The organism is Sphingomonas sp. 4RDLI-65, assembly GCF_049472435.1.
Classification (GTDB): domain Bacteria; phylum Pseudomonadota; class Alphaproteobacteria; order Sphingomonadales; family Sphingomonadaceae; genus Sphingomonas.
Map to the genome: position 1 here is coordinate 40,765 of NZ_JBCEBT010000011.1, position 22,124 is coordinate 62,888.

The window sequence follows — 22,124 nt, forward strand, 5'->3', positions numbered from 1 at the left end:
ATTAGCGTTCGTTCTGCTCCAGTCGGCCATATCAGGGCAAGCTGCCTCCCCCCCGCCGCAGCCTTCGGTCCCGCTTGCGCAATCTGCCGACGCCAAGGGAAAGACCATCGTGGTCGTCGGTCGCAGAGTCGAGGACAGCGAACGCACGCTGGCGGCCTGTATCGCCCGCCAATGTCCGCCCAAGGAAGAGATCGACGCATCGCTGGCCCATGCGGAAAACCAGTTCATCGCGGGCGATTATCCCGAGGCGCAACGCACGCTGGCGAAGGCGCGCGGACGCAACATGCGATACAGGAAGGAGCTTCCGGTCGAGGTCGGCGATCTGCTGCGCGCCAGCGGCCGGATGCTGGCGCTGAACGGGCAGAGGGACGCTTCGCGGATCACCGCCATCGATTCGCTCGACGCGCTGAAAAGCGGTCTTCCCTCGACCGATCGCCGCATCTTCATCCAGCGCCTCGCGGTGGCCGACGCGTTCGCCAAGGATGGTCGGTTCATTGCTGCACGGGACGTCTACGCTAAAGTCGCGCACCAAGCGGACGCCGCGGGCGACATTCGTGTCAAAGGCTATGCGCTGTTTCGTATCGCGGGCATGTATACGGCGATCGCGCCGGTCGTGCCGGCCTATCGGCAGACCGCCTTGGACGCGCTCCGCCGGATCGACGAAACGACCGAACCCGATCTCGCGCCGTTTCGCGACGCGGCGAAGCTCTTGCGGTGTAGGATGCAGGATATCGGCGGCGCCAAGGACGGACGCGCTTGTATCCAAGCGTCGGACACGGACCGGGTTGCGAGAGCCGAGCTGGTCTATGCGCCGTCGATCGATCTGAACAATTGGCGGCAGGAGAACCCATCGACCGTGGCGCGGATCAACGGCGATGCGACTCCGCAATGGGCTGATGTCGCATTCTGGGTGAGACCCGATGGAACGGTTCGCGACATCGATACCATACGCACGTCGCCTAACGTCGACGGGCGGTGGATGAACGTGGTGACCGAGGCGCTTGGTAAGCGCATGTATAGGCCCTTGCAACTCGCGCCGTCCGATCCGGGGCTAAGGCGCATAGAGCGGTACTCGATCGTCTATGATGTCGTTGCGGCGAAGGGAACGCGCATCCGCGTGCGATCGTCCGTTCCGCATATCGAGATACTCGATCTGACGGTCGAGCCGGGAATGAGCTGACCCACAAGGGTGTCGGCATGCACGCCGGGGCTCGTTCATGGCAGCAAGGACGACGTACAACATAGTTCCGATTAGGGTCTGCGGTCCGTGCGCTGCTCAAGCGGTGTTGCCCCCGGCGTCGCGCGCTCGTATCAGGCTGTTCGGGCGGCCGCTAAGGGTCGCCCTCGCTGTTTGAAGGAGCTGCCGTCGTGACCATCACCCCGCTCATGCCCGTCTATCCGCGGTGTGGCGTGCGTCCGGTCCGAGGCGAGGGCGCGTACCTCTTCGGTGAGGACGGCCAGCAATATCTCGATTTCGCGAGCGGCATCGCGGTCAACGCGCTCGGCCACGCGCATCCGCACCTGACCAAGGCGATCGCCGAGCAGGCTGCGACGCTGATGCACGTGTCGAATCTGTACGGGTCGCCGCAGGGCGAGCATCTCGCGCAGCGCTTGGTCGATAACACGTTTGCCGACACGGTGTTCTTCACCAATTCGGGTGCGGAAGCGGTCGAGTGCGCGATCAAGACCGCGCGGCGCTATCATTTCGCCAATGGCAATCCGCAGCGGCATACGCTGATCACGTTCGACACCGCGTTCCACGGGCGCACGTTGGGGACGATCTCGGCGACCAACCAGGCGAAGATGCGCGACGGGTTCGAGCCGTTGCTGCCGGGGTTCGCCTATGCGAACTTCAACGATCTCGAAGGCGCGCTGGCGCTGATCGACGACAACACTGCGGGTTTCCTGGTCGAGCCGATCCAGGGTGAGGGCGGCATCCGCCAGGCTAGCCCGGAGTTCCTGACCGGTCTGCGGAAGGCCTGCGACGAGCACGGCCTGTTGCTTGTGCTCGACGAGGTCCAGTGCGGTTACGGGCGGACGGGCAAGTTCTTCGCGCACGAACTGTACGGCATCACGCCCGACATCATGTCGGTCGCCAAGGGCATCGGTGGCGGTTTTCCGCTCGGCGCATGCCTTGCGACAGAGGAAGCGGCCAAGGGCATGGTAGCGGGCACGCACGGCTCGACCTATGGCGGCAACCCGCTGGCGATGGCGGCGGGCGAGGCGATCCTCGACGTGATCCTCGAGGACGGGTTCCTCGACAACGTCACGGCGATGGGCGACCGGTTGCGGCAGGGGCTCGAGCAGATGATCCCGAACCATGATCACCTGTTCGACAGCGTCCGCGGCACCGGGCTGATGCTCGGGTTGAAGCTCAAGAGCGACAGCCGCGCGTTCGTCGCGTTCGCGCGCGACCATCACAATCTGCTGCTGGTGTCGGCGGGCGAGAACGTCATTCGCATCCTGCCGCCGCTGGTGATCGACGAGAGCCATATCGCCGAGTGCATTGACAAGCTGTCGACCGCCGCGCGCGTGTACGTGCCCGCTGCTGACGATTGACTTAAATCCTCCCCGGTCGGGGAGGGGGACCATGCGAAGCATGGTGGAGGGGGATCGCCCCGAAGTGTTGCGTTCGTGGAGGCCCCCCTCCACCATTCGCTATGCGAACGGTCCCCCTCCCCGTGCCGGGGAGGATATTATGACCCGCCATTTCCTGAATCTCACCGACGCCGGCGCCGACGGCATCGCCGCGATGCTGGCCGATGCGCTCGACCGTAAAGCCGCACGCGCGGGCTTCCCCAAGGGCCGCGCCGATGCCGATGCGCCGTTCGCCGGCCACACGCTCGCGATGGTGTTCGAGAAGAATTCGACGCGCACGCGCTTCTCGTTCGACATGGCGATCCGCCAGCTCGGCGGCACCTCGATCGTGTCCGACGCGGGCTCGATGCAGCTCGGGCGTGGCGAATCGGTCGCCGACACCGCGCGTATCCTGTCGGGCTATGTCGACGCGATCATGATCCGTACCGACGATCACGCCAAGATCGAGGAGATGGCGCATTATGCCTCCGTCCCGGTCATCAACGGCCTGACCGACGCGTCGCACCCGTGCCAGATCATGGCCGACCTGCTGACGATCATCGAGAGCGGCAAGGCGCTCCCCGGTCTCAAGGTCGCGTGGCTGGGGGATGGCAACAACGTGCTTCACTCGCTTGTTGAAGCTGCAAGCCTGATGAAGTTTCAGATTTGGGCTGCGTGTCCGAAGGGTTACGAGGCCGATCCCAAAGTCATTGCGGCCGCTCGTGATCGTGTACGCGGAACTGACGCGGCTGATTTTATCACGACAACTGAAAGTCCTTCGGCAGCCGTCGAGGACGCGGACATCATTGTTACAGATACCTGGATCTCGATGGGGCAAACGGATTCGGAGACGAAACTGAAGGCTCTGACGCCGTACCAGGTCGACGCGGCGCTGATGGCGCTGGCCAAGCCCGACGCGAAGTTCCTCCATTGCCTTCCCGCACACCGCGGCGAGGAAGTGACGACCGAGGTTATCGACGGTCCGCAGTCGCTAATCTGGCAGGAGGCGGAGAACCGTCTCCATGCGCAGAAGTCGGTGCTGCGCTGGTGTTTTGGACAGATCGGTTGACGCGCCGGCGGTAATACGTCGTTTACGCCACCGCGCCCCACGTCATCCCAGCGAAAGCTGGGATCTCCCGGTTCGAGGCACGACGCCCGCCAACGGGGATACCTCAGCTTTCGCTGGGGTGACGGACGCGGGGCGGGGTGATGGATGGGAGATCGGGTTGACCCGCCGCCTTCGCTCCCCATCTTCTCACCGATGAACGACCCCAACATGACCGACCTCGACCGCGCGCTGGCCTTCGCGATCCCTGCACGAAGCGCGCGCGGCCGGATCGTCCGGCTCGGCACCGCGCTCGACGAGGTACTCGCCGCCCACGCCTATCCCCCCGCGATCGAGAAGCTGCTCGCCGAGGCGCTGACGCTCGCGGCGCTGATCGGCTCGACGCTCAAGGACGCCAGCGGCCAGCTGACGATGCAGACGCGGACCGACAACGGCGTCGTTCAGCTGCTCGTCTGCGATTACCGCGGCGGCGAAGTGCGCGGCTATATCGAATACGACGCGGACAAGCTCGCCGAAGCCCCCGCCGAGCCGTCGCTGTTCGCATTGTTCGGCGCCGGTTATCTGGCGATCACGTTCGACATGGCAAGCAGCAACGAGCGCTATCAGGGCATCGTGCCGCTCGACGGCGATACGCTGTCTGAGGCCGCGCAGAGCTATTTCACGCAGTCCGAGCAGATCCCGACGATGGTGCGCACCGGCATGGCGAAGGGCCCGGATGGGCGCTGCGTCGCCGGCGGGTTGTTCCTCCAGCATCTGCCAGAGGGCGAGGGTGGGCGCGAGCGGTTGCATACCAAGCTCGACCATCCGGAATGGGAGCATGTCGCGACGCTTGGCTCGACGATGAGCGTGGAGGAGCTGACCGATTCGACGCTGCCGCTGGAGACCTTGGTGTGGCGGCTGTTCAACGAGGAAGAGGACGTCCGCATCCTCGCGGATATCCCGATCGTGCGCGGGTGCCGCTGCGATCCGGGGTATATCAAGGGCGTGATCTCGAAATTCCCGATCGAGGAACGGCGCTCGATGGCGGACGAGACCGGGTTCATCGTCGTTGACTGCGCGTTCTGCGCGAAGAAATTCCCGGTGCCGGTGGAGGGGTAAAACCCTCTCCCGCTCGGGGAGAGGGAGGGGCCCGCGACGCAGTCGTGGGAGGGTGAGGGCATGAGGCTCGGGACACCAATCCCAACTACCCCTCACCCTTCCGCAGCCAAGCGGCTGCTCCTCCCTCTCCCCGGAGGGGCGAGGGGAAGGCAGGTGTTAACGCGATCTTTACCTCTCTCCGTTACTCCTGATCACGTGCTTTTATTCGGCACGTTTTTTCTCCCTTGTGGCGCTTCGTGCGCCAACCTCAGGGCTGCTCCACCGGGGCGGCCCTTTCTTTTTGCGCGCCGCTGGCCTAGCGCACTCCGCATCATGACATCTCCTGCTCCCTTTGCGGTCGCGCTCGTTTCGGGCGGGCTCGACTCGATGGTATCCGCCGCGATGGCGCGCGAATCCGGCCAGCGCCTGCTCGCGCTGTCGTTCGACTATAACCAGCGCCACCGCGTCGAACTCGCCGCCGCGCGGCGGATCGCCGATGCGCTCGGCGCCGAACGCCACATCGTCCTGCCGATGGACCTGTCCGCATTCGGCGGCTCCGCGCTGACCGCCGATATCGACGTGCCGAAGGACGGCGCGGGCACCGAAGACGGCGGCGGCATCCCCGTCACCTACGTGCCTGCGCGCAACACGATCTTTCTCAGCCTCGCGCTCGGCTGGGCCGAAGCGGCGGGCGCGCGCGACATCTATATCGGCGTCAACGCGCTCGATTATTCGGGCTATCCCGATTGCCGTCCCGAGTTCATCGCCGCGTTCGAAGGCCTTGCCGAGCTCGCCACCAAGGCGGGCGTCGAGGGCGATCCGTTCCGCATTCAGGCGCCGCTCCAGCACATGACCAAGGCGGATATCGTCCGCGAAGGCACGCGCCTCGGGCTCGATCTCGGGTTGAGCTGGTCATGCTACGATCCGGCGCCTGGCTCGCTGCATTGCGGCGAGTGCGACAGCTGCTGCCTCCGCGCGAAGGGTTTCGACGAGGCGGGGATCGCCGACCCGACGCGCTACGCCGTGAAGCCGGCCTGACGCGATGAGCTACGCCGTCAAGGAGATGTTCCTGACGCTCCAGGGCGAGGGCGTGAATGCCGGCCGCCGTGCGGTGTTCGTGCGATTTGCCGGCTGCAACCTGTGGTCGGGCCGCGAACAGGACCGCGCGACCGCGGTCTGCAAGTTCTGCGATACCGAATTCGTCAGCACCGATGGGCTCGGCGGTGGCAAGTTCGCCGATGCGCAAGGTTTGGCGGCGGCGGTTGCGGGGTTCTGGGGTGAGGGAGCGCGCGACCGGTTCGTCGTTCTAACCGGTGGTGAGCCGATGCTCCAAATCGACGACGCGATCGTCGATGCGCTGCATACGGAGGGTTTCCGGATCGCGATGGAGAGCAACGGGACGATCGCCGCACATCCCGGCATCGACTGGGTCTGCATCAGCCCCAAGGCGGGCAGCATCGTCGTGCAGCGCACCGGCGACGAATTGAAGCTGGTCTGGCCGCAGCCCGGCACCGATATCGACGATGTCGAGACCTGGGATTTCGCGAACCTGCTGCTCCAGCCGCTCGACGATCCTCGGGCGGACGCGAACCGCGAGGCGTGCGTGGAGATGGTGATGCAGCGGCCACAATGGCGGTTGTCGTTGCAGACGCACAAGCTGCTGGGTCTGCGCTGAAAATTCGAAGGGTGCTACGTACGGTGCGTCATTTCTTCCCGTCCGTCATCCCAGCGAAAGCTGGGATCTCCCCGCGTGACTCTCGTCGTCCGCCCCACGGGATACCCCAGCTTTCGCTGGGGTGACGGTAGAAGAGTGAGGGTGAAAATCGTCCGGTAAGGAAGCGACGTTACCGCCCGGCCATCCCGACCCCAACCGGCGGCCAGTTCTGCGCGCCGCATTTCTTGACGACCCATTCGCCCTTCTTGTCCCAGCAGATCGCATCGAGGCGGACGATCGGTGCGGTCTGGTCGCGGCCGATATAGCGGGGGAAGCGCTGTTCGCCCCACGGGATCAGGCTGTTGCGAAGCTCGCGCGAGCGCGCCAACGCGACCTCGGAGAAATGCCCGCGTGGCGTGAACACCGCGTCGCGGCCGATCGACCCGGCCGTCTGGCAAAAGCCGTATTGCGCGGCAACCGTGGCAAAGCTCGAATAGGTGCGCGTGCCGAACTGGTCGAGCGCGGTCTGTCCGGCCTTGGGGCCCGCCGCCTTGTTCACGCGCAGGAAGTATTTCGTCAGCGTGTCGAACGATCCCTTCAGCTCCTCGCCGTGATCGGCCAGGATCGAATTATAGTTTGGCACGGTCAGCAGGGTCGGCTCGAACTGGCATTGCAGCGCTGCCACGTTCAGCGCGGCGCGCATGTGCCACACCAGCGCAGCCCGCATTTCCGCCGAGGTCGCACCGGGCAGGGCCTGCCCCAGATCGGACTCCTCGCCGGTCACCGCCGCACCCGAAAAATCGCGCGACTGCAAAAAGAACTGCGCCGACGCGGTCTGCGCCACAGCCAGCCCACTCGACGCCACGCAAAGCGCGAGCGCGGTACGCAACACCTTCATTCCAACCTCCCCAGGGGCATTCCAAGTGATCGAATCTAAAGCGTTTCTAGGAAACTCCCAAGCGATTTTAACCTTTTCGGATGATCGAAGGCACGCCGTATGCAGCAAGCCACGGAACTCGATTCGCCGCATCCGAAACGATCCTCGTGCTCGGCTGCCGATGCTGAGCGGACGCGTAGCTGATCCTTCCCCGCCGAGGGAAGGATAGCGCCCTACAACGACAAAGGGCCGCCCGGTTGCCCGGACGGCCCTTCACGTCGTGTAATTCCGGTTGGAGACCGCCCGCCGAAACGGGCGGTCTCCCAGGAGATTACATTGCGTTGTTGGTCATCATGGTGTCGTTCGACATCATCGTGTCGTTCGCCATCATGGTGTCGTTGGCCATCATGCCACCGTTCATCGTGCCGTCGACGGCAGTCATGTTGTCGGTCATGGTGTCCATGCCCTCGGTGGCGTTCATGTCGGTGACCATCGTGTTGTCGGTCGTCGTCTCGGTCTTGGGACCGCAAGCCGAAACGGCGAGTGCTGCGCTGGCGATCAGCGAACCGGTCAGGACCTTGGAAATGAGTGCACGCATGTGGAAGCTCCCTAGATAGAGGATTTGGCTGGCTGCTCGCCCTTAATACCCAAATCGTAGTGGACATTAATCCGATAACGCTTTGCCCTCAAGCCTCGTTTTCCTGAGGACAAGAAACTGTTTCAAGGAAAGCATCGGCCGTCAACGCCAGGGCGGCGTCGAAAGTTGCAAGGTCGGCCGAAATACCAAGCGATTGCAGGCTGGTAACGCCGTACTCCGGCAGGCCACACGGCACGATGCCACCGAAGTGCGACAGGTCGGGGGCGACGTTCACCGAAAAGCCGTGGAGCGTCACCCAGCGCTTCACGCGCACGCCGATCGCGCCGATCTTCGCTTCACGGCCCCGATCGAGCGTCCAGATGCCGACCCGGCCATCTACCGCGAATGCCTCGACGCCAAGTTCTCCGAGCGCCGCGATCACCCAGGATTCGAGCGCGTGGACGTAGCAGCGGACATCGCGGCCGCGCTTGGTGAGGTCGAGCACGACGTAACCGATCCGCTGGCCCGGCCCGTGATAGGTATATTTGCCCCCGCGCCCGGTTGCGATCACCGGAAAGCGCGCGTCGATCAGGTCGCCCGGCTCGGCGCTGGTGCCCGCGGTGTAGACCGGCGGGTGCTCGAGCATCCACAGCAACTCGCGCGCCTCGCCCGCGCCGACCGCCACCGCGCGTGCCTCCATCTCGGCCAGCGCGTCGGCATAGGGGGTGAGGCCGGCGCTGGTGCGCCATTCGATATCGGAGAGGGGCAGGGTGGTCACGATCCCCAATTGCGCACCCGTGCGTCGAGTTGCAACCTGTGGTCAAGCGCGGGGGCTTGGGCTAACCCGCGAGCCGAGATCAGCGGGGGAGCAAGACGCATGGTGAAGATGGGGACGGTCTGGGATCGCACGGTCGAAGTGCTCAACGGGCGCACCGGCATGATCGCGCCGATCGCGCTGCTCGGCATGGTCGTGCCCAGCGTGATCCGCGACGGCTATGTCGCGTTCTCGACGCCCGGGACGATCAGCTTTGCCCTGGTCGGCAGCGTGCTGGCGATCGGGGCGCTGGTCGCGATGCTTTGGTCGCAACTCGCGATCGTCGCGATCGCGACCGATCCCGCCACCGATGCCGCATCCGCACGCCGCCAGGCTGGTGCGCGCGTGTTGCCGGCGCTCGGCATCACCGTGCTGATCACGCTCATCGCGGTGCTCCTCGTCATACCGCCGGTCATCGTGCTGATGTCCTCGTCAGGAACGATCCCTTACGTCGGATTCTCTGCTGCTGGCAGTGCGATGCTTCGTACGGCGCCGTCGCAAGGCCGTGCCGCGCAGTTCGCCATACTGTACTTCTTCGTGTTGACGCTGGTGGTGATCTGGATCGGCGCGCGACTGGTGCTGCTCAACGCGGTCATCGTCAACGAGCGCCGCGGGGTCGGTGCTATCCGCCGCTCCTTCCAGCTGACCAAGGGGCTGACGTGGCGGATCATCGGCGTGCTGATCCTGTTCGCGATCGTCATGCTCGTGTCCACCTGGGCCGCGCAGTCGGTGACCGGGATCATCTTCCGCCTCGCGCTCGGTGCGAAGGGCATTGCGACCGCGACGTTCCTGTCGGGCGTCGTCGCCACGATCGTCACCACCGTCTTCACCGCGCTCGCCGCGGCCTTCACCGCGCAGCTCTACGTCGCGGTCAGAGAGAAACTTCCCCAGGAATGAAATCCCCGATGAAGCTCGATTTCGCGACCGTCCTCACCGATGCCTGGACGTTGTTCAAGCGCGACCGCGACCTGTTGCTGCGGATCGCCGCGCCGTTCCTGTTCCTGCCCGCGTTCGCGCTAGCCTTGGTCGTGCCCGATCCGCCGATGCCGGTGGCGGGGGCGGGCGACAACGAGGCGCAGGCGATGGCCTGGGCCGACGCGGTGCAGACCTGGGCGGGCGCGCATGGCGGCTGGTATCTGCTCGCTTATGTGACGAGCTTTTTCGGCACGTCGCTGTTCTACGCGCTGTATCTCGATCGCGATCAGCTCGACCTGCGGGGGGCGCTGGCACGCTGTTTGAAGATATTCCCGCGCTTCCTGCTGGCGATGGTGATCGTGTCGCTGCCGGCGGGGGCGGGGCTGTTGCTCTATGCGATTCCCGGCCTCTACATCCTCGGCCGGACGATGCTGACCGGGCCGGCGCTGTTTGCCGAAGCCCCGCTTGGCGCCTTGGGGGCGATCCGCCGCAGCTTGACGCTCAGCCGGGGCTCGGGGCTGCCGCTGATGGGGTTGGCGGCGTTCAGCTACATCAGCGGCTGGATCGCCGGCGCGCCGTTCATGATGCTCGATCGCGCCTTGCGCGAAGCCGGCGAACCCAACCCGGTGGCGCTGGCGATCGTCGATGCGGGTGCCGCGGTGGCGGCAATGGCGGCCGGCATCGCGATGGCGCTGATCGCGATCTCGGCTTACCGGCGCCTGGCGCGGTAAGGGGCGAGCCTCAAAGCTAGTCCGCAAGAAGCATCACAACTGCTCCTACCGCCTCCTTGTTCTCCCGCGAAGGCGGGAGCCCAGTCTGGATCCCCGCCTTCGCGGGGAAACAAGTCTTTTGCCTACCCCCGCTTGGCGAGATACGGGATTTGCGGCGCAGTCTCGAGCGGCAGCAACCCCGAAGCGCGAGGATCCGGAAACGTCTCGATCGTCCGCTTCACCGCCACGAACCCCTGCGCCCGATAAAACCCCAGCGCGCTAGGATGATCGAGCGTGCAGGTATGCAGCCAGACCCGCTCCACTCCCTTGGCCCAGGCCCGCGCGCAAGCCTCCGCCATCAACCACCGCCCATGACCTTGCACCGCAAGCTCCGGGATCAGCCCGAAATACGAGATCTCGCACGCACCCGCCGCGCGAAAATCGAGTTCGAGCATCCCGACCTCGATCCCCGCCGGATCGAGTACCGCATACACCGCGATCCCCGGATCATGGACGATCATCGCCAGCACATCGTCCGCCATGACCAGTCGCGAGAACCACAGCCACGGGCTCCCTACCCGCCGGAACAGCGCGCGGTATTTCTCCAGCGCCGGCCGCTCCCACCGCACTAGCCGCAACCGTGACCCCGGGCTCGGCCGCAGCGGCGGCCGCTTGCGCATCTCCAGCGTCGTGACGATCGTCGCGAGGACGTCGTCGGCAACCGGGATCAGCGCCATCTCAAGACCATGTCGCGCGGGGCGGCAGGCTCATCAGGATCGCGTCGATATTGCCGCCGGTCTTCAGCCCGAACAACGTCCCGCGATCATAGACGAGGTTGAACTCGGCATAACGCCCGCGCCATTCGAGCATCCGCGCCTCGTCGGCGGCATCGAACGGCATGTCCATCCGCCGCCGCACGATCCGTGGATAGGCCTCCAGAAACGCGTCGCCGACATCGCGGGTGAAGGCGAAGTTGGTGTCGAAATCGCCGTCGAGGTGATCGAAGAAAATCCCGCCGACGCCGCGGCCGACCTTCCGGTGCGGGATGTAGAAATAGGTCTCCGCCCATTCCTTGAAGCGCGGGTAATGTGCCGGATCATGCGCGTCGCACGCCGCCTTCATCGTCGCATGGAAGTCCGCCGTGTCCTCCTCGATCGGCAATGGCGGGTTTAGATCGCCGCCGCCGCCGAACCAGCGCTTGGTGGTGTTGAGGAAGCGGCAGTTCATATGCACCGCCGGCACATGAGGATTGGTCATGTGCGCGACCAGGCTGATCCCGGTCGCGAAGAACCGCGGGTCCTCGCCCGCGCCGTGGATCGACTTGGCGAAGTCGCCCTCGAAGGTGCCGCCGACGGTCGAGACGTTGACGCCGACCTTCTCGAACACGCGGCCCTTCATCACGCCCATCACGCCGCCGCCGCCGGGTTCGCCCGACGGATCGATCCGGTCCCACGGGGTGTATTCGAACGAAGCGTCGGACCCCGCCTCCCGCTCGATAGCCTCGAACTCCGCGCAGATGCGGTCGCGCAGGGATTCGAACCAGTGGCGGGCGGCGGCTTGCTGGGGGTCGAGTTCGATCATGGGGGCGTCATATCGGCTGACAGCGCGGCATGAAAGTTCTTCGATCCTCCCCTGCAGGGGGAGGTGGCAGCCCATCGGGCTGACGGAGGGGTGACCCGCCATCGAGAGGGTGTCACCCCTCCGTCTGGCAAGTGCCAGCCACCTCCCCTTGCAGGGGAGGATCTTACGCCGGCCAGCCGCCGGTCTGCCGCAGGGCCTCCGCCGCCACGATCCCGGTCGCCACGGAGATGTTCATCGACCGCAACCCCGGCCGCATCGGGATCAGCACCCGCACATCCGCCCGCGCATGCACTTCATCAGGAACGCCAGCCCCCTCGCTCCCCATCAGCAGCACGTCGTCCTCGCGAAACTCCGCCACATCCAGCCGCACCGCGCCCTTCGTCGTCAGCAACACGATCCGCCCGCGAACCTGCCCCAGGAACGCGTCCCAATCGACATGCCGCACCACGTCGACCACGCCGACATAGTCCATCCCCGAGCGCGCGACGGCCTTGTCGCTCCAGGTGAATCCCATCGGTTCGATCAGGTCGACGCCAATCCCCATGCACGCGGCGGTCCGCAGGATGGCGCCGACATTTCCGGCAATATCGGGCTGATAGAGGGCAATACGCATACCCGATCCCCTAGCGCGCCGAGCGCCGGACGGTAACCCAAAGCAAAATGCAGTTGGCAAACCGTCGTCCCGCCGTCTATCAGATCGCAGCCTCCGTGGGGACGGTCGGGCGGACTGGGCATATGGTTTCGCGAAACCGAAAGCCCAGTCGGCCACGAAAAAAATAACGTGCAAGGGCGAGATGAATGGCGACAGTCGACGACATGGTTCCTCCCGGCGAATCGCCAGAGCCGTTTCACGAAGAGGCCCATGACCCTCGCCGCCGTGATTTCATCAATATCGCAGCCGTTTCCTTCGCCGGTGTCGGCGCAGTCGCGATCGTCCTGCCGCTGATCAACCAGATGAACCCGAGCGCCGACGTGCTCGCGCAGTCGACCACCGAGATCGACCTGTCGAAGATCCTCCCCGGCCAGGCGATCAAGACGTCGTTCCGCAAGCAGCCTTTGTTCGTGCGCAACCTGACGCCGAAGGAAATCTCGGAAGCCGACGCGGTCGACATCTCGACGCTGCGCGATCCGCAGACACTCGAGCAGCGCACCAAGGCGGGCAAGAAGAACTGGCTGATCACGCTGGGCGTCTGCACGCATCTCGGCTGCGTCCCGCTCGGCGCGGGCGAGGGCGAGAACAAGGGCCCGTTCGGCGGCTATTTCTGCCCGTGCCACGGCTCGGCCTACGATACCGCCGCGCGCATCCGTAAAGGCCCCGCTCCGTCGAACCTCCACGTTCCGGACTATGCCTTCAACTCCGACACCGTCGTCACGGTAGGCTGAGGAAAACACCATGAGCTTTCCCTGGGCCAAGCAATACGAACCGAAGCTGCCGCTGACGCGGTGGCTGGATGAGCGGCTTCCCGTTCCCCGGCTCGTCTACAACTCACTCGGCGGCGGCTATCCCGTCCCGCGCAACCTCAATTATTTCTGGAACTTCGGCGTCCTCGCCGGCGCCGCGCTGGCGATCCAGATCGTCACCGGCATCGTCCTCGCGATGCACTACGCCGCCAACGGCGCGGTCGCGTTCGACTCGGTCGAGAGCATCATGCGCGACGTCAACGCCGGCTGGTTCCTGCGCTACGCCCACGCCAACGGCGCCTCGATGTTCTTCATCGTCGTCTACACGCACATCTTCCGCGGGCTCTATTACGGCTCGTACAAGGCACCACGCGAGATGGTGTGGCTGCTCGGCGTGGTCATCTTCCTGCTGATGATGGCGACCGCGTTCATGGGCTACGTGCTTCCCTGGGGCCAGATGAGCTTCTGGGGGGCGCAGGTCATCACCGGGTTCTTCTCGGCGATCCCGCTGGTCGGCGACACCATCCGCATCTGGCTGCTGGGCGGATTCGCGCCGGACAACGCCGCGCTCAACCGCTTCTTCTCGCTGCATTACCTGCTGCCGTTCGTGATCGCAGGCGTCATCATCCTGCACATCTGGGCGCTGCACATCCCCGGCTCGAACAACCCGACCGGCGTCGACGTGAAGGGCGAACAGGACACCGTTCCGTTCCACCCCTATTACACGGCGAAGGACGGCTTCGGGCTCGGCATCTTCATGCTGATCTTCGCCAGCCTGCTGTTCTTCTTCCCGAACTATCTCGGCCACCCGGACAATTACATCCCGGCGAACCCGCTCTCGACGCCCGCGCACATCGTCCCCGAATGGTATTTCTGGCCGTTCTACGCGATCCTGCGCGCCTTCACCGCGGACTTCATCCTGCCGGCAAAGCTCTGGGGCGTGCTGGCGATGTTCGGCTCGATCCTGCTGCTGTTCTTCCTGCCCTGGCTCGACAGCTCGCCGGTGCGTTCGATGAACTATCGTCCCAAGGCGCGGATCGCGTTCTGGGTGCTGGTCGCCGACATCCTGATCCTAGGCTATTGCGGCGGTGCACCGGCGACGGCGACCTACGTGATCCTGAGCCAGATCTGCGCAGCCTATTACTTCGCGCATTTCCTGATCATCCTGCCGCTGATCTCGCGATCCGAGCGCCCCCGGCCGTTGCCCAACTCGATCACCGAGGCCGTGCTGTCCAAGCATGGTGGCACGAGCCCGGCCCAGACCGCGCTGTCGACGGCGTCCGCGCCGCACGCCGCGCACTGATACGAACTAGAGGACACACACATGGTTCGTCTCATCGCATCCTTCGTCGGCGCGGCCTTCGTGCTGGTGCTCGGCATCGCGCTGTTCGGCAGCGTCTACGGGGCCGTCACCGACCCGGTCGCGGCGACCGCCGAGAGCGAGTATCACCTCCATCCGAAGGAGCTCGAGCTCGCTTCGAACGGCGTGTTCGGCAAGTTCGACCGTCGCCAGCTCCAGCGCGGCTTCCAGGTCTACAAGGAGGTCTGCGCTGCCTGCCATTCGCTGCGCCTCGTCTCGTTCCGAGACCTGCAGAAGATCGGCTATTCCGAGCCCGAGGTTAAGGCGATCGCCAGCCAGTGGGTGATCGAGCAGCCGTCGATCAACCCGGAGACGGGCGAAGCGGCAACGCGGAAGAACATCCCGTCGGACCGCTTCCCGCTGCCGTTCGCCAACGACGTCGCCGCGCGCGCCGCAAACAACAACGCGCTGCCGCCCGACCTGTCGCTGATGACCAAGGCGCGTCACGATGGCGGCGCGTACATCCACTCGCTGCTGACCGGCTATCAGCCGCAGTCGGCGAAGATGTTGAAGGAATTCCCGGACATCAAGACGCCCGAGGGTCTCCACTACAACCCGTATTTCGCGAACCTCAACATCGCGATGCCGCCGCCGCTGACGGCCGACGGCCAGGTGACCTATGCCGACGGTACCAAGCCGACGATGGACCAGATGTCGACCGACGTCTCCGCGTTCCTGACCTGGACCGCCGAGCCGAACCTCGAGGCACGCCACGCCGCCGGGTTCGCGTCGATCATCTTCATCCTGATCTTCTGCGGTCTAGCCTGGGGCGCGTACCAGAACGTCTGGCGCGACGTTAAGCATTGATCGAACGTGCCGCCGCGATGCGGGGCTGACGGATAGAAACGGCGGATGGGGAGCATACCCGTCCGCCGTTTTTCGTTTGGAGTCAGGCGGGTCTAATCCGGGGCAGGCCAGTATACCGACCGTTCCCCCGCGAAAGCGGGGGCTCAGGAGCCAAAAGCGTCGTCGCCTGTAGCCCTGGGCTCCCGCCTTCGCGGGAGAACAAGAGTGATCGGTAGCTTCCCGGTCCCCCCCCCGTCAGACCCCGTTCATGGAACTTGCGACATACCGTCTCCGTTGTGCGATCAATGACGGCGCGTTGTGTCCGTCCTCCACGTATCGGAGAATATCCATGTTCATGAAGCGCATCGGCATGATCGGGCTAGCGATCGGCCTCGGACTCGGCGTCGCGGGTTGCACTGATGGTTACGGCTATGGCGGCGCGGGCATCGGCTATGCCAGCGACCCTTATTATGGCGGCGGCTATGGCAACGGGTATTACGGCGCCGGCTATGACGGGTTCGGCGGCTATGGCGGCCTGAACTCCTATTACGGCTGGAACGGCGACTATTATTATCCCGGGTCGGGCGTGTACGTCTACGACCGCAACCGTCGCCCGTTCCGCTGGAACGGCGACCAGCAGCGCTATTGGCAGGGCCGCCGCGGCAATTATCGCGGCAATGGCAACTGGGGCAATTTCGCCCGTGGCAACGGCCCGGCCGCCCGCGAATACCGCCAGGACCGCCGCGAGGCCAATCGCGATTTCCGCCAGGATCGTCGCGAGGATCGTGGCCAGCTTCGCAACGGCCAGGTCACACGAGACCAGTTCCGCGGCGAACGGCGCGAGGCGCGGCAGGCGTATCGCGGCGAAGCGCGGCAGGATCGTCGCGAATACCGTCAGAACCGCGGCACTGGCGGCGGGCGGAGTTTCGGTGGCAACCGTGGCGGCGGCGGTAACCGCGGCAGCGTAAACCGCGGCGGTCGTACGCCGCGTTAACCGTCAGGGTGCAGGCGCGTCTACCGGGCGCGTCTGCACCAGCCCGTTCGAGACGAACGTCATCACCATCACGTCATCCTGATTGAACACCCGCATCCGGCTTTTGAAGATGCCCATCTCCGGCCGGCTCGCCGAGGCGCGTTTTTCCAGAATTTCGGTCTCGCAGCGCAGCGTGTCGCCTGGATAGACCGGCTTCACCCATTTCAACTCGTCGATCCCCGGCGAGCCAAGTCCGGCCTGCTGGTTTTCCTTCAGGTTCGCGACGACCATCGACATCACCATCGCGCAGGTATGCCAGCCGCTTGCCGACAGCCGCCCGAAATGGGTGCGCGCCGCGGCCTCGTCGGACAGATGGAACGGCTGCGGATCGTATTTCGCGGCGAAGTCCATCACCTCCTCGCGGGTCACGGCATAGTGGCCGAACGATGCGGTCCGACCGACCTCGATATCCTCGAAATACTGCACGCGCGCCTCTCCTCTTATCGTTGCATCACCTTCTGGAAGGGGGCGTCGGTGCCGTCCAGTCCTGCTTCGCCCGGCAACCCGATCAGGTCGCGCAACAGCGGCTCGATCGCGACGTTGTCGAAGCTCGCGATCGTCTTGCCGCGCTGGAACGCGGGGCCGTTGGCGATGAACAGCGCACGCATCTCGGGCGAGAAATTGTCGTAACCATGCATGCCGCCGGTCGAGACCTTGGTCGGCGCGCTGGGATCGACGCGCCAACCGACATCGGCAAGGCACAGATAGCTCGGCACGCGCGGATTACGCCCGTAATGGAAGCGCGCCGGTATTTCGCCCTTCCGCCAGCATTGCAGGTGATCGTGTGTCTTGAGCAATCGCGCCTCGAGCGCAGCCTCATGCCCTGGCACCGCGAAGAGGCTCGCGTAAGGCCCGGTCTCGACCACGCGGTAATCCGCCTTGTCGGCGATCGTATCGAGCGCGACGACGCGTGTGCTGCTGGTCGCGGCCATGCCGTGGTCGGCGACGATCACCAGGTTCGCGGGTTGGCCCAGCGCGGCGAGGCCATCGACCAGCGCCCCGATGCTCGCATCGACATCCGCGACCGCCTGCGTGACGCCAGCGCTGTCGGGGCCGCCCGCATGGCCGGCGCTGTCGACCGTATCGAAATACAGCGTCACCAGCCTGGGTCGGATCGCCGCGGGCCGTCGCATCCAGTCGAGCACCGCGTTGACGCGTTGCGTGCCCGACACCTGCTGGTTGAACTGCTGCCAATCCTCCGGCCGCGTGCCGCCGTCGATCGCGCCGTGGCTGTCGGGCTTCACCTTGCCACCGACCGCGACGTTCGCGCCGGGCCAGAACATCGTCGCGGTCCGGATCCCGGCCTTTTCCGCATCGACCCAGATCGGCGAGCTCTCGCTCCACCAGAACGGATCGTCGGTCGCCATCGTGAACGTCTCGTTCGGTCGCGCGGGGTCCTCCATCTTGTTGCCGACGATCCCGCTGCGATCGGGGCGCAGGCCGGTGACGAGCGTCCAGTGATTGGGGAAGGTGATGCTCGGGAACGACGGCCGCATGCTCGCGAACACGCCGCCCGCGCGGAGGCGGTTCAGGTTCGGGCTCACCCCGCGGTCGAGATAATCGGGGCGGAAACCGTCGATCGAGACGAGGATCGTGACCGGGGCACGAGATTCGCCCGGCATCGCTGCGGCTGCCGTCGTGGTCGGTGCGGGTGCCGTGATCGGCGCGAGGGCAGGGGGCGAGTACGGATACGCGCACCCGGCAAGCGTCAAACCAAGTGCGGAACCGAGGAGAGCCAACGCAGTCTTCATCATATCGGTTCGTCCCGAGCGGGTTGCGATTTCGTTCGCTCCCTACTCGGCACGACCTGCAAGGGAAAGTCGTCCGTCATACGACCTCCGCTTCCTTGTTCTCCCGCGAAGGCGGGAGCCCAGTCTGGGTCCCCGCCTTCGCGGGGAAACAAATTTACCTACAACCCCACCGCCAGCTTGCTGAACAGCGTCCAACTCACCGGCGTCTTGCCATAGGCCGCGTCGAGCGCCGCCGGCTTCGCGTATGCCGCCACGGTCCCGCCAAGCGCGAGCCCGAGCGGCCCGACGATCGGCAGCCGGTACGCATAGCCCATCTCCGCCTTCGTCACCCGGAACTTGGCGTCGTGCAGCGGATCATCGTGGTCGGGAAAAAGCTCGTCATTGGCGACGTTCTCGATCCGCCCGAACACCGCATGTCGCGGCGTCAGTTCGTAGGTTGCCTCCGCCAGGAACGCGCTGAGCTTTTCGCCCGGCACCCGGTCCTTGAGACTGTACGCGAACGTCGTCGCGAGCCCCCCCCGCGCGTATTGTACGCTGGCGGTCGAGCGGTTCTCGTCCTCGCCCGGATGCTGTGCCTCGGGTTCCTTCAGCCGGCCATGGCTCACCTGAACCGCCCAGAACGGCGACGGCGTCCACGTACCGCGCACGCTCCACGAATCGAGCCTGGGCGTCTCGATCCCCCAGCGATGTTCGTCGGGTTCGCGCCCCTTGAACGCCGACGCCTCAAGCTGGAACGCGGGCGTCGCATAGCCCACCGTCACCACGCCGTAGGTGATGTGCGTCGAGTCGAACCAGTGGTGCGTGATCGGCGACATCGGCTGATACCGCGCCGACCCGCGGTGCATGAACGCGCTAGGCCCCAGCGCCGGCTCGCCGACCGGCCCGCCATAGACGAAGAGCGTCGCGCCGTTGTGGAGCCGGTAGTCGAGCTTCGCGGCAAGCTCCATGAACAGGTCGTGCGGATGCTGGCGGTCGACCAGCGGGCGGTCGTTCGCCAGCTCGCCGGTCGCGAACAGGTTCGTATAGCCGCGCGCGCCCATCAACGGCTCGAGGCTGTTCATCGTCCTGAGCTGGATGTGAAACCGATCGCCCAGGTCGCGGTCCGCCATCAGCATCGCCATCGACTGCACGAACGCCTCGCTCCGCCCGCGCGGCCCCCCCTGGTCGGTCGCGACGCCCCAGGCATAGCCGTGTGCCATCAGCATCCACTCGCCCGCCTGCGTCATGTAGCCGCGCATCGGCCCCTCGGCCGCCGGCAGCCGCGACGTCCCGCTACCCTGGCTGTAGAAGCCAGCGGAGGTCCCCATCGCCATGCCCGCCATCGCAGCCCCCTTGGGCGCCTTGGCAAGCGCCGCGTCGGAGGCTGCACGATAGAGGGGGTCGGCGATCATCATGTGCCCCATCGCGCCGTGGTCCATGCGGCTATGGTCCGTGGCGTGCCCCATCGAGGCATCGTCCATTGCCATCTCGGGCATCGCCGCGTGGCCCATCTGGGCGTGATCCATCTGCGCATGGTTCATTTCGGGCATCGTCGCTGGAGCGCCGGCAACCGGTGCGTCAGGCTCACCGGCCGACGGCATTGCCGTGTGATCCATCGTGCTATGGTCCACGGCTGCCGCGGACGGGGTGGGCTTGGCCGGCAAAGGCTTCGGTGTCCTGACAGGCGCCTTCCTGGCGGCAGGCTTCTTTGCTGGAGGTTTGGCTTTGGCCGGCGTGCCCGGCATCTGCATGGTCATGCCGGCGCCATGCTCCATGACGTGTTGCGCGGCGGCGGGGAACGCCAGCAGGGCAGCCGCAGCGGTAGCCGCGAGCAGCATCGATCGTGTCATCGTCTGAAAATCCCGAAAAAAGCGTGAAGGCAGGGCGCGCAGGCGCCCGACGGTCACGCCTTTCTGGGAGGCGGCGGAACGGGGGCGGTCACCATGCCGATATCGAGGACGGGGGCTCGTTCGACGAGCACCGGCGCGTCGGTCGGCGCGACCGCTGCGATCCTGGCGCTGGTCCAGTTGGATGGCGGGATGCAGCCGATGCAGCCATGCAGGGGGACGGCCTTGCGGTCCGGCATCGTATCCGAAGCGTCCGCCGTATCGGCCGCCATCATCATCGTGTGGGGCGCCGGTGTCGACGCATCGTGACACGCTGCGGGTGCCGCTGCGGGAACCGCGAACGCAGCGAGCAGCAGGGCCAGGATCAGACGCGCAATCACGCAATGCACCTACGGCCAGACCATAATTCGATCAACCCGGTTACCGTGTGATACAAACCGCATCCAACGTCGCAGAGCGACCATGCGGCGTTCCATGTGGCGCGGCACCTATCCACTCGCATCGTCATCCCCGCGGAGGCGGGGACCCAGAAGCTCGAACGGTCGCGATCCTGCCGCACGGTTTGCCAATATGGGTTCCCGCCTGCGCGGGAATGACTGGTGCACGTTCGCCGGGGATAACCGCCATTTGCCTCCACGGGGCGAGGGCGAGGGCGAGGGCGGGGGCGAGGGCGCGGGGTGAGCTGCGGCGGCGGCGAACCGGATCAGGCTCGATATTTCCCTGCTCCGCGTTCGCCGGTAGAGGGGGGCATGCCTAACGGACGCGCTCGATCCTCCTCCACAAACGCGCGCCGCCCTGATTCACGTCGCCGGCATCGCGGGTCGGCCCGACGGCCGTCATCCGAGCATTGGCTGCTCCTGCTCGGAGTGGCGGTGGCCGTCGCTACGGTCTTCGGGTCGCTCACCTATCTGCCATGGCCGAACGAGTCGGTCGATCACCGTCCGGTGCGGCGCCTGTCGATGGCGGAAGCACGCGCCTCGAATGCGCTGGTCCCGATCGAGACGGAGCGCCGCAGGCCGGCCGAGCGGTTCCGCTTTCGCGGCGGTTCGGCGGCGCGCCTGCAGGCCACCGAATGCCTCGCGACGGTCGCGCTGTACGAGGCCGGCACCGATCGCGACGGACAGCGGGCGGTCATCCAGGTCGTGCTCAACCGGGTCGGCGCACGCGGATTTCCCAAGACCGTCTGCGGCGTCGTCTATCAGGGATCGGCCCGCAAGACGGGGTGCCAGTTCTCGTTCTCGTGCGACGGATCGCAGGCGCGCCGCCCCGAAACCAACGGTTGGGAGCAGGCGCGGCAGGCCGCCCGGCGCGCGCTGAACGGCTATGTCTACGCGCCGGTCGGCCGCGCGACGCATTACCACACCGACTGGCTGGTGCCGTACTGGCGCTCGTCGCTGGTCAAGGTGGCGCGGGTCGATTCGCATATCTTCTATCAACGGCGATGATCGCCGCACCGGTCACAGGTCGCGCGAATGGGGTGCATATGGTTGGACTTTCGCTCAGATCCTTTGGCGTTGCCGCGCTATTGCTCGCGATCGGCGGGTGTGCCGGCGGTGGATATCGTGCGGTCAGCGACGCCCCACTGAAGCTCGGTGGTCCCTACCGCGTCGGGGGAACGACCTATGTCCCGGCGGTCGACCCCGCTTATGACGTGCTCGGTTATGCCAGCTGGTACGGGGCCGAATCAGGCAAGCGTACCGCCAGCGGAGAGCGGTTCCGCGCCGCCTGGGCGACGGCCGCGCATACGACGCTGCCGCTGCCAAGCTATGTCGAGGTCACCGCGCTCGACACCGGGCGGCGGATCGTCGTCCGCATCAACGATCGCGGGCCGTTCGTTGGCAAGGCGCGGATCATCGACCTGTCGCGTGGTGCGGCCGAACAGCTCGGCGTCCGCGCCGGTGCGCCTGCCGCGGTGCGGGTACGGGTGGTCGCGCCGTCGGAGGACGACCGTAAACGCCTGCGCAAGGGGAAGCCCGCCCGCTCGCTCCCGCCGGTCAGCGAACGCGAACGGACAAACCTTCGCGCGCAACTATCGGCAGCGGGTTTCTAGAGGAGGCGTTCATACCTTAATCCTCCCCCGCAAGGGGGAGGTAGCGCCGAAGGCGACGGAGGGGGAGGA

At 65.7% G+C, this 22,124-nt stretch carries 24 protein-coding genes; 14 read left to right on the plus strand and 10 right to left on the minus strand.

Annotated features, from left to right (window positions below):
* Positions 1 to 109: 109 nt before the first annotated feature.
* The 6 genes from VH567_RS16740 (at position 110) to queE (ending at position 6,395) form a co-directional block, all read left to right on the plus strand.
* Positions 110 to 1,180, plus strand: a complete 1,071-nt coding sequence (locus VH567_RS16740) for a hypothetical protein (RefSeq protein WP_423327363.1) — start codon at positions 110 to 112, stop codon at positions 1,178 to 1,180.
* A gap of 188 nt (positions 1,181 to 1,368) precedes the next feature.
* Positions 1,369 to 2,559 (plus strand): aspartate aminotransferase family protein, encoded by a 1,191-nt coding sequence (locus tag VH567_RS16745; RefSeq protein ID WP_423327364.1) that lies wholly within the window; start codon positions 1,369 to 1,371, stop codon positions 2,557 to 2,559.
* 139 nt (positions 2,560 to 2,698) lie between these two features.
* Entirely contained in the window at positions 2,699 to 3,646 is a 948-nt protein-coding gene (argF, locus tag VH567_RS16750) for an ornithine carbamoyltransferase (RefSeq protein ID WP_423327365.1), read from the plus strand.
* Positions 3,647 to 3,838: 192 nt separating this feature from the next.
* On the plus strand, positions 3,839 to 4,741 hold the full coding sequence (locus VH567_RS16755) for an Hsp33 family molecular chaperone HslO (RefSeq protein WP_423327366.1): 903 nt from the start codon (positions 3,839 to 3,841) through the stop codon (positions 4,739 to 4,741).
* A gap of 312 nt (positions 4,742 to 5,053) precedes the next feature.
* Positions 5,054 to 5,758: a 7-cyano-7-deazaguanine synthase QueC gene (gene queC / locus VH567_RS16760; protein WP_423327367.1), complete on the plus strand. Its 705-nt coding sequence runs from the start codon at positions 5,054 to 5,056 to the stop codon at positions 5,756 to 5,758.
* 4 nt (positions 5,759 to 5,762) lie between these two features.
* Positions 5,763 to 6,395: a 7-carboxy-7-deazaguanine synthase gene (gene queE / locus VH567_RS16765; RefSeq protein WP_423327368.1), complete on the plus strand. Its 633-nt coding sequence runs from the start codon at positions 5,763 to 5,765 to the stop codon at positions 6,393 to 6,395.
* 169 nt (positions 6,396 to 6,564) lie between these two features.
* Here the strand turns inward: queE and VH567_RS16770 are convergent, their stop codons facing one another.
* The 3 genes from VH567_RS16770 to lipB all read right to left on the minus strand — a co-directional run bounded on the left by VH567_RS16770 (position 6,565) and on the right by lipB (position 8,606).
* On the minus strand, positions 6,565 to 7,272 hold the full coding sequence (locus VH567_RS16770; RefSeq protein WP_423327369.1) for a hypothetical protein: 708 nt from the start codon (positions 7,270 to 7,272) through the stop codon (positions 6,565 to 6,567).
* A gap of 310 nt (positions 7,273 to 7,582) precedes the next feature.
* On the minus strand, positions 7,583 to 7,849 hold the full coding sequence (locus tag VH567_RS16775) for a hypothetical protein (protein WP_128455324.1): 267 nt from the start codon (positions 7,847 to 7,849) through the stop codon (positions 7,583 to 7,585).
* Between the two features lie 88 nt (positions 7,850 to 7,937).
* Complete coding sequence (gene lipB, locus VH567_RS16780) at positions 7,938 to 8,606, minus strand: lipoyl(octanoyl) transferase LipB (RefSeq protein ID WP_423327370.1); 669 nt, start codon at positions 8,604 to 8,606, stop codon at positions 7,938 to 7,940.
* 99 nt (positions 8,607 to 8,705) lie between these two features.
* On the opposite strand from lipB, the gene VH567_RS16785 reads away from it, so the two are divergent.
* Complete coding sequence (locus VH567_RS16785) at positions 8,706 to 9,539, plus strand: hypothetical protein (RefSeq protein ID WP_423327371.1); 834 nt, start codon at positions 8,706 to 8,708, stop codon at positions 9,537 to 9,539.
* An 8-nt stretch (positions 9,540 to 9,547) separates the two neighbouring features.
* On the plus strand, positions 9,548 to 10,288 hold the full coding sequence (locus tag VH567_RS16790; RefSeq protein ID WP_423327372.1) for a hypothetical protein: 741 nt from the start codon (positions 9,548 to 9,550) through the stop codon (positions 10,286 to 10,288).
* Positions 10,289 to 10,410: 122 nt separating this feature from the next.
* Here VH567_RS16790 and VH567_RS16795 read toward each other — a convergent pair whose 3' ends face one another.
* From VH567_RS16795 to VH567_RS16805, 3 genes are all read right to left on the minus strand, one after another.
* Positions 10,411 to 11,004 carry a GNAT family N-acetyltransferase gene (locus tag VH567_RS16795; protein ID WP_423327373.1) on the minus strand — a complete coding sequence of 198 codons (594 nt, stop codon included), beginning with the start codon at positions 11,002 to 11,004 and terminating at the stop codon, positions 10,411 to 10,413.
* 1 nt (position 11,005) lies between these two features.
* Positions 11,006 to 11,848: an oxygen-dependent coproporphyrinogen oxidase gene (gene hemF / locus VH567_RS16800; RefSeq protein ID WP_423327374.1), complete on the minus strand. Its 843-nt coding sequence runs from the start codon at positions 11,846 to 11,848 to the stop codon at positions 11,006 to 11,008.
* Between the two features lie 163 nt (positions 11,849 to 12,011).
* The gene (locus tag VH567_RS16805) at positions 12,012 to 12,461 is read right to left on the minus strand and encodes a tRNA (cytidine(34)-2'-O)-methyltransferase (RefSeq protein WP_423327375.1); all 450 of its coding nucleotides are present in this window, start codon (positions 12,459 to 12,461) and stop codon (positions 12,012 to 12,014) included.
* 203 nt (positions 12,462 to 12,664) lie between these two features.
* Between VH567_RS16805 and petA the strand changes: the two genes are divergently transcribed.
* From petA to VH567_RS16825, 4 genes are all read left to right on the plus strand, one after another.
* Positions 12,665 to 13,231 (plus strand): ubiquinol-cytochrome c reductase iron-sulfur subunit, encoded by a 567-nt coding sequence (petA, locus tag VH567_RS16810; protein ID WP_056489394.1) that lies wholly within the window; start codon positions 12,665 to 12,667, stop codon positions 13,229 to 13,231.
* 10 nt (positions 13,232 to 13,241) lie between these two features.
* Positions 13,242 to 14,552 carry a cytochrome b gene (locus VH567_RS16815; RefSeq protein ID WP_423327376.1) on the plus strand — a complete coding sequence of 437 codons (1,311 nt, stop codon included), beginning with the start codon at positions 13,242 to 13,244 and terminating at the stop codon, positions 14,550 to 14,552.
* A 21-nt stretch (positions 14,553 to 14,573) separates the two neighbouring features.
* Positions 14,574 to 15,416: a cytochrome c1 gene (locus VH567_RS16820; protein ID WP_423327377.1), complete on the plus strand. Its 843-nt coding sequence runs from the start codon at positions 14,574 to 14,576 to the stop codon at positions 15,414 to 15,416.
* A gap of 328 nt (positions 15,417 to 15,744) precedes the next feature.
* Entirely contained in the window at positions 15,745 to 16,389 is a 645-nt protein-coding gene (locus VH567_RS16825) for a hypothetical protein (RefSeq protein ID WP_423327378.1), read from the plus strand.
* A gap of 3 nt (positions 16,390 to 16,392) precedes the next feature.
* Here VH567_RS16825 and VH567_RS16830 read toward each other — a convergent pair whose 3' ends face one another.
* The 4 genes from VH567_RS16830 to VH567_RS16845 form a co-directional block, all read right to left on the minus strand.
* The gene (locus VH567_RS16830) at positions 16,393 to 16,854 is read right to left on the minus strand and encodes a MaoC family dehydratase (protein WP_423327379.1); all 462 of its coding nucleotides are present in this window, start codon (positions 16,852 to 16,854) and stop codon (positions 16,393 to 16,395) included.
* Between the two features lie 14 nt (positions 16,855 to 16,868).
* Positions 16,869 to 18,179, minus strand: coding sequence for an ectonucleotide pyrophosphatase/phosphodiesterase (locus VH567_RS16835; protein WP_423327404.1), 1,311 nt, complete (start codon positions 18,177 to 18,179; stop codon positions 16,869 to 16,871).
* Positions 18,180 to 18,337: 158 nt separating this feature from the next.
* Positions 18,338 to 20,008, minus strand: a complete 1,671-nt coding sequence (locus VH567_RS16840; protein ID WP_423327380.1) for a hypothetical protein — start codon at positions 20,006 to 20,008, stop codon at positions 18,338 to 18,340.
* Positions 20,009 to 20,061: 53 nt separating this feature from the next.
* Positions 20,062 to 20,385: a hypothetical protein gene (locus tag VH567_RS16845; protein ID WP_423327381.1), complete on the minus strand. Its 324-nt coding sequence runs from the start codon at positions 20,383 to 20,385 to the stop codon at positions 20,062 to 20,064.
* A 492-nt stretch (positions 20,386 to 20,877) separates the two neighbouring features.
* Here VH567_RS16845 and VH567_RS16850 point away from each other — a divergent pair, with 492 nt between their 5' ends.
* Positions 20,878 to 21,450: a cell wall hydrolase gene (locus VH567_RS16850; protein ID WP_423327382.1), complete on the plus strand. Its 573-nt coding sequence runs from the start codon at positions 20,878 to 20,880 to the stop codon at positions 21,448 to 21,450.
* Between the two features lie 38 nt (positions 21,451 to 21,488).
* Positions 21,489 to 22,055, plus strand: coding sequence for a septal ring lytic transglycosylase RlpA family protein (locus VH567_RS16855; protein ID WP_423327383.1), 567 nt, complete (start codon positions 21,489 to 21,491; stop codon positions 22,053 to 22,055).
* The last annotated feature ends 69 nt before the right edge of the window (positions 22,056 to 22,124 follow it).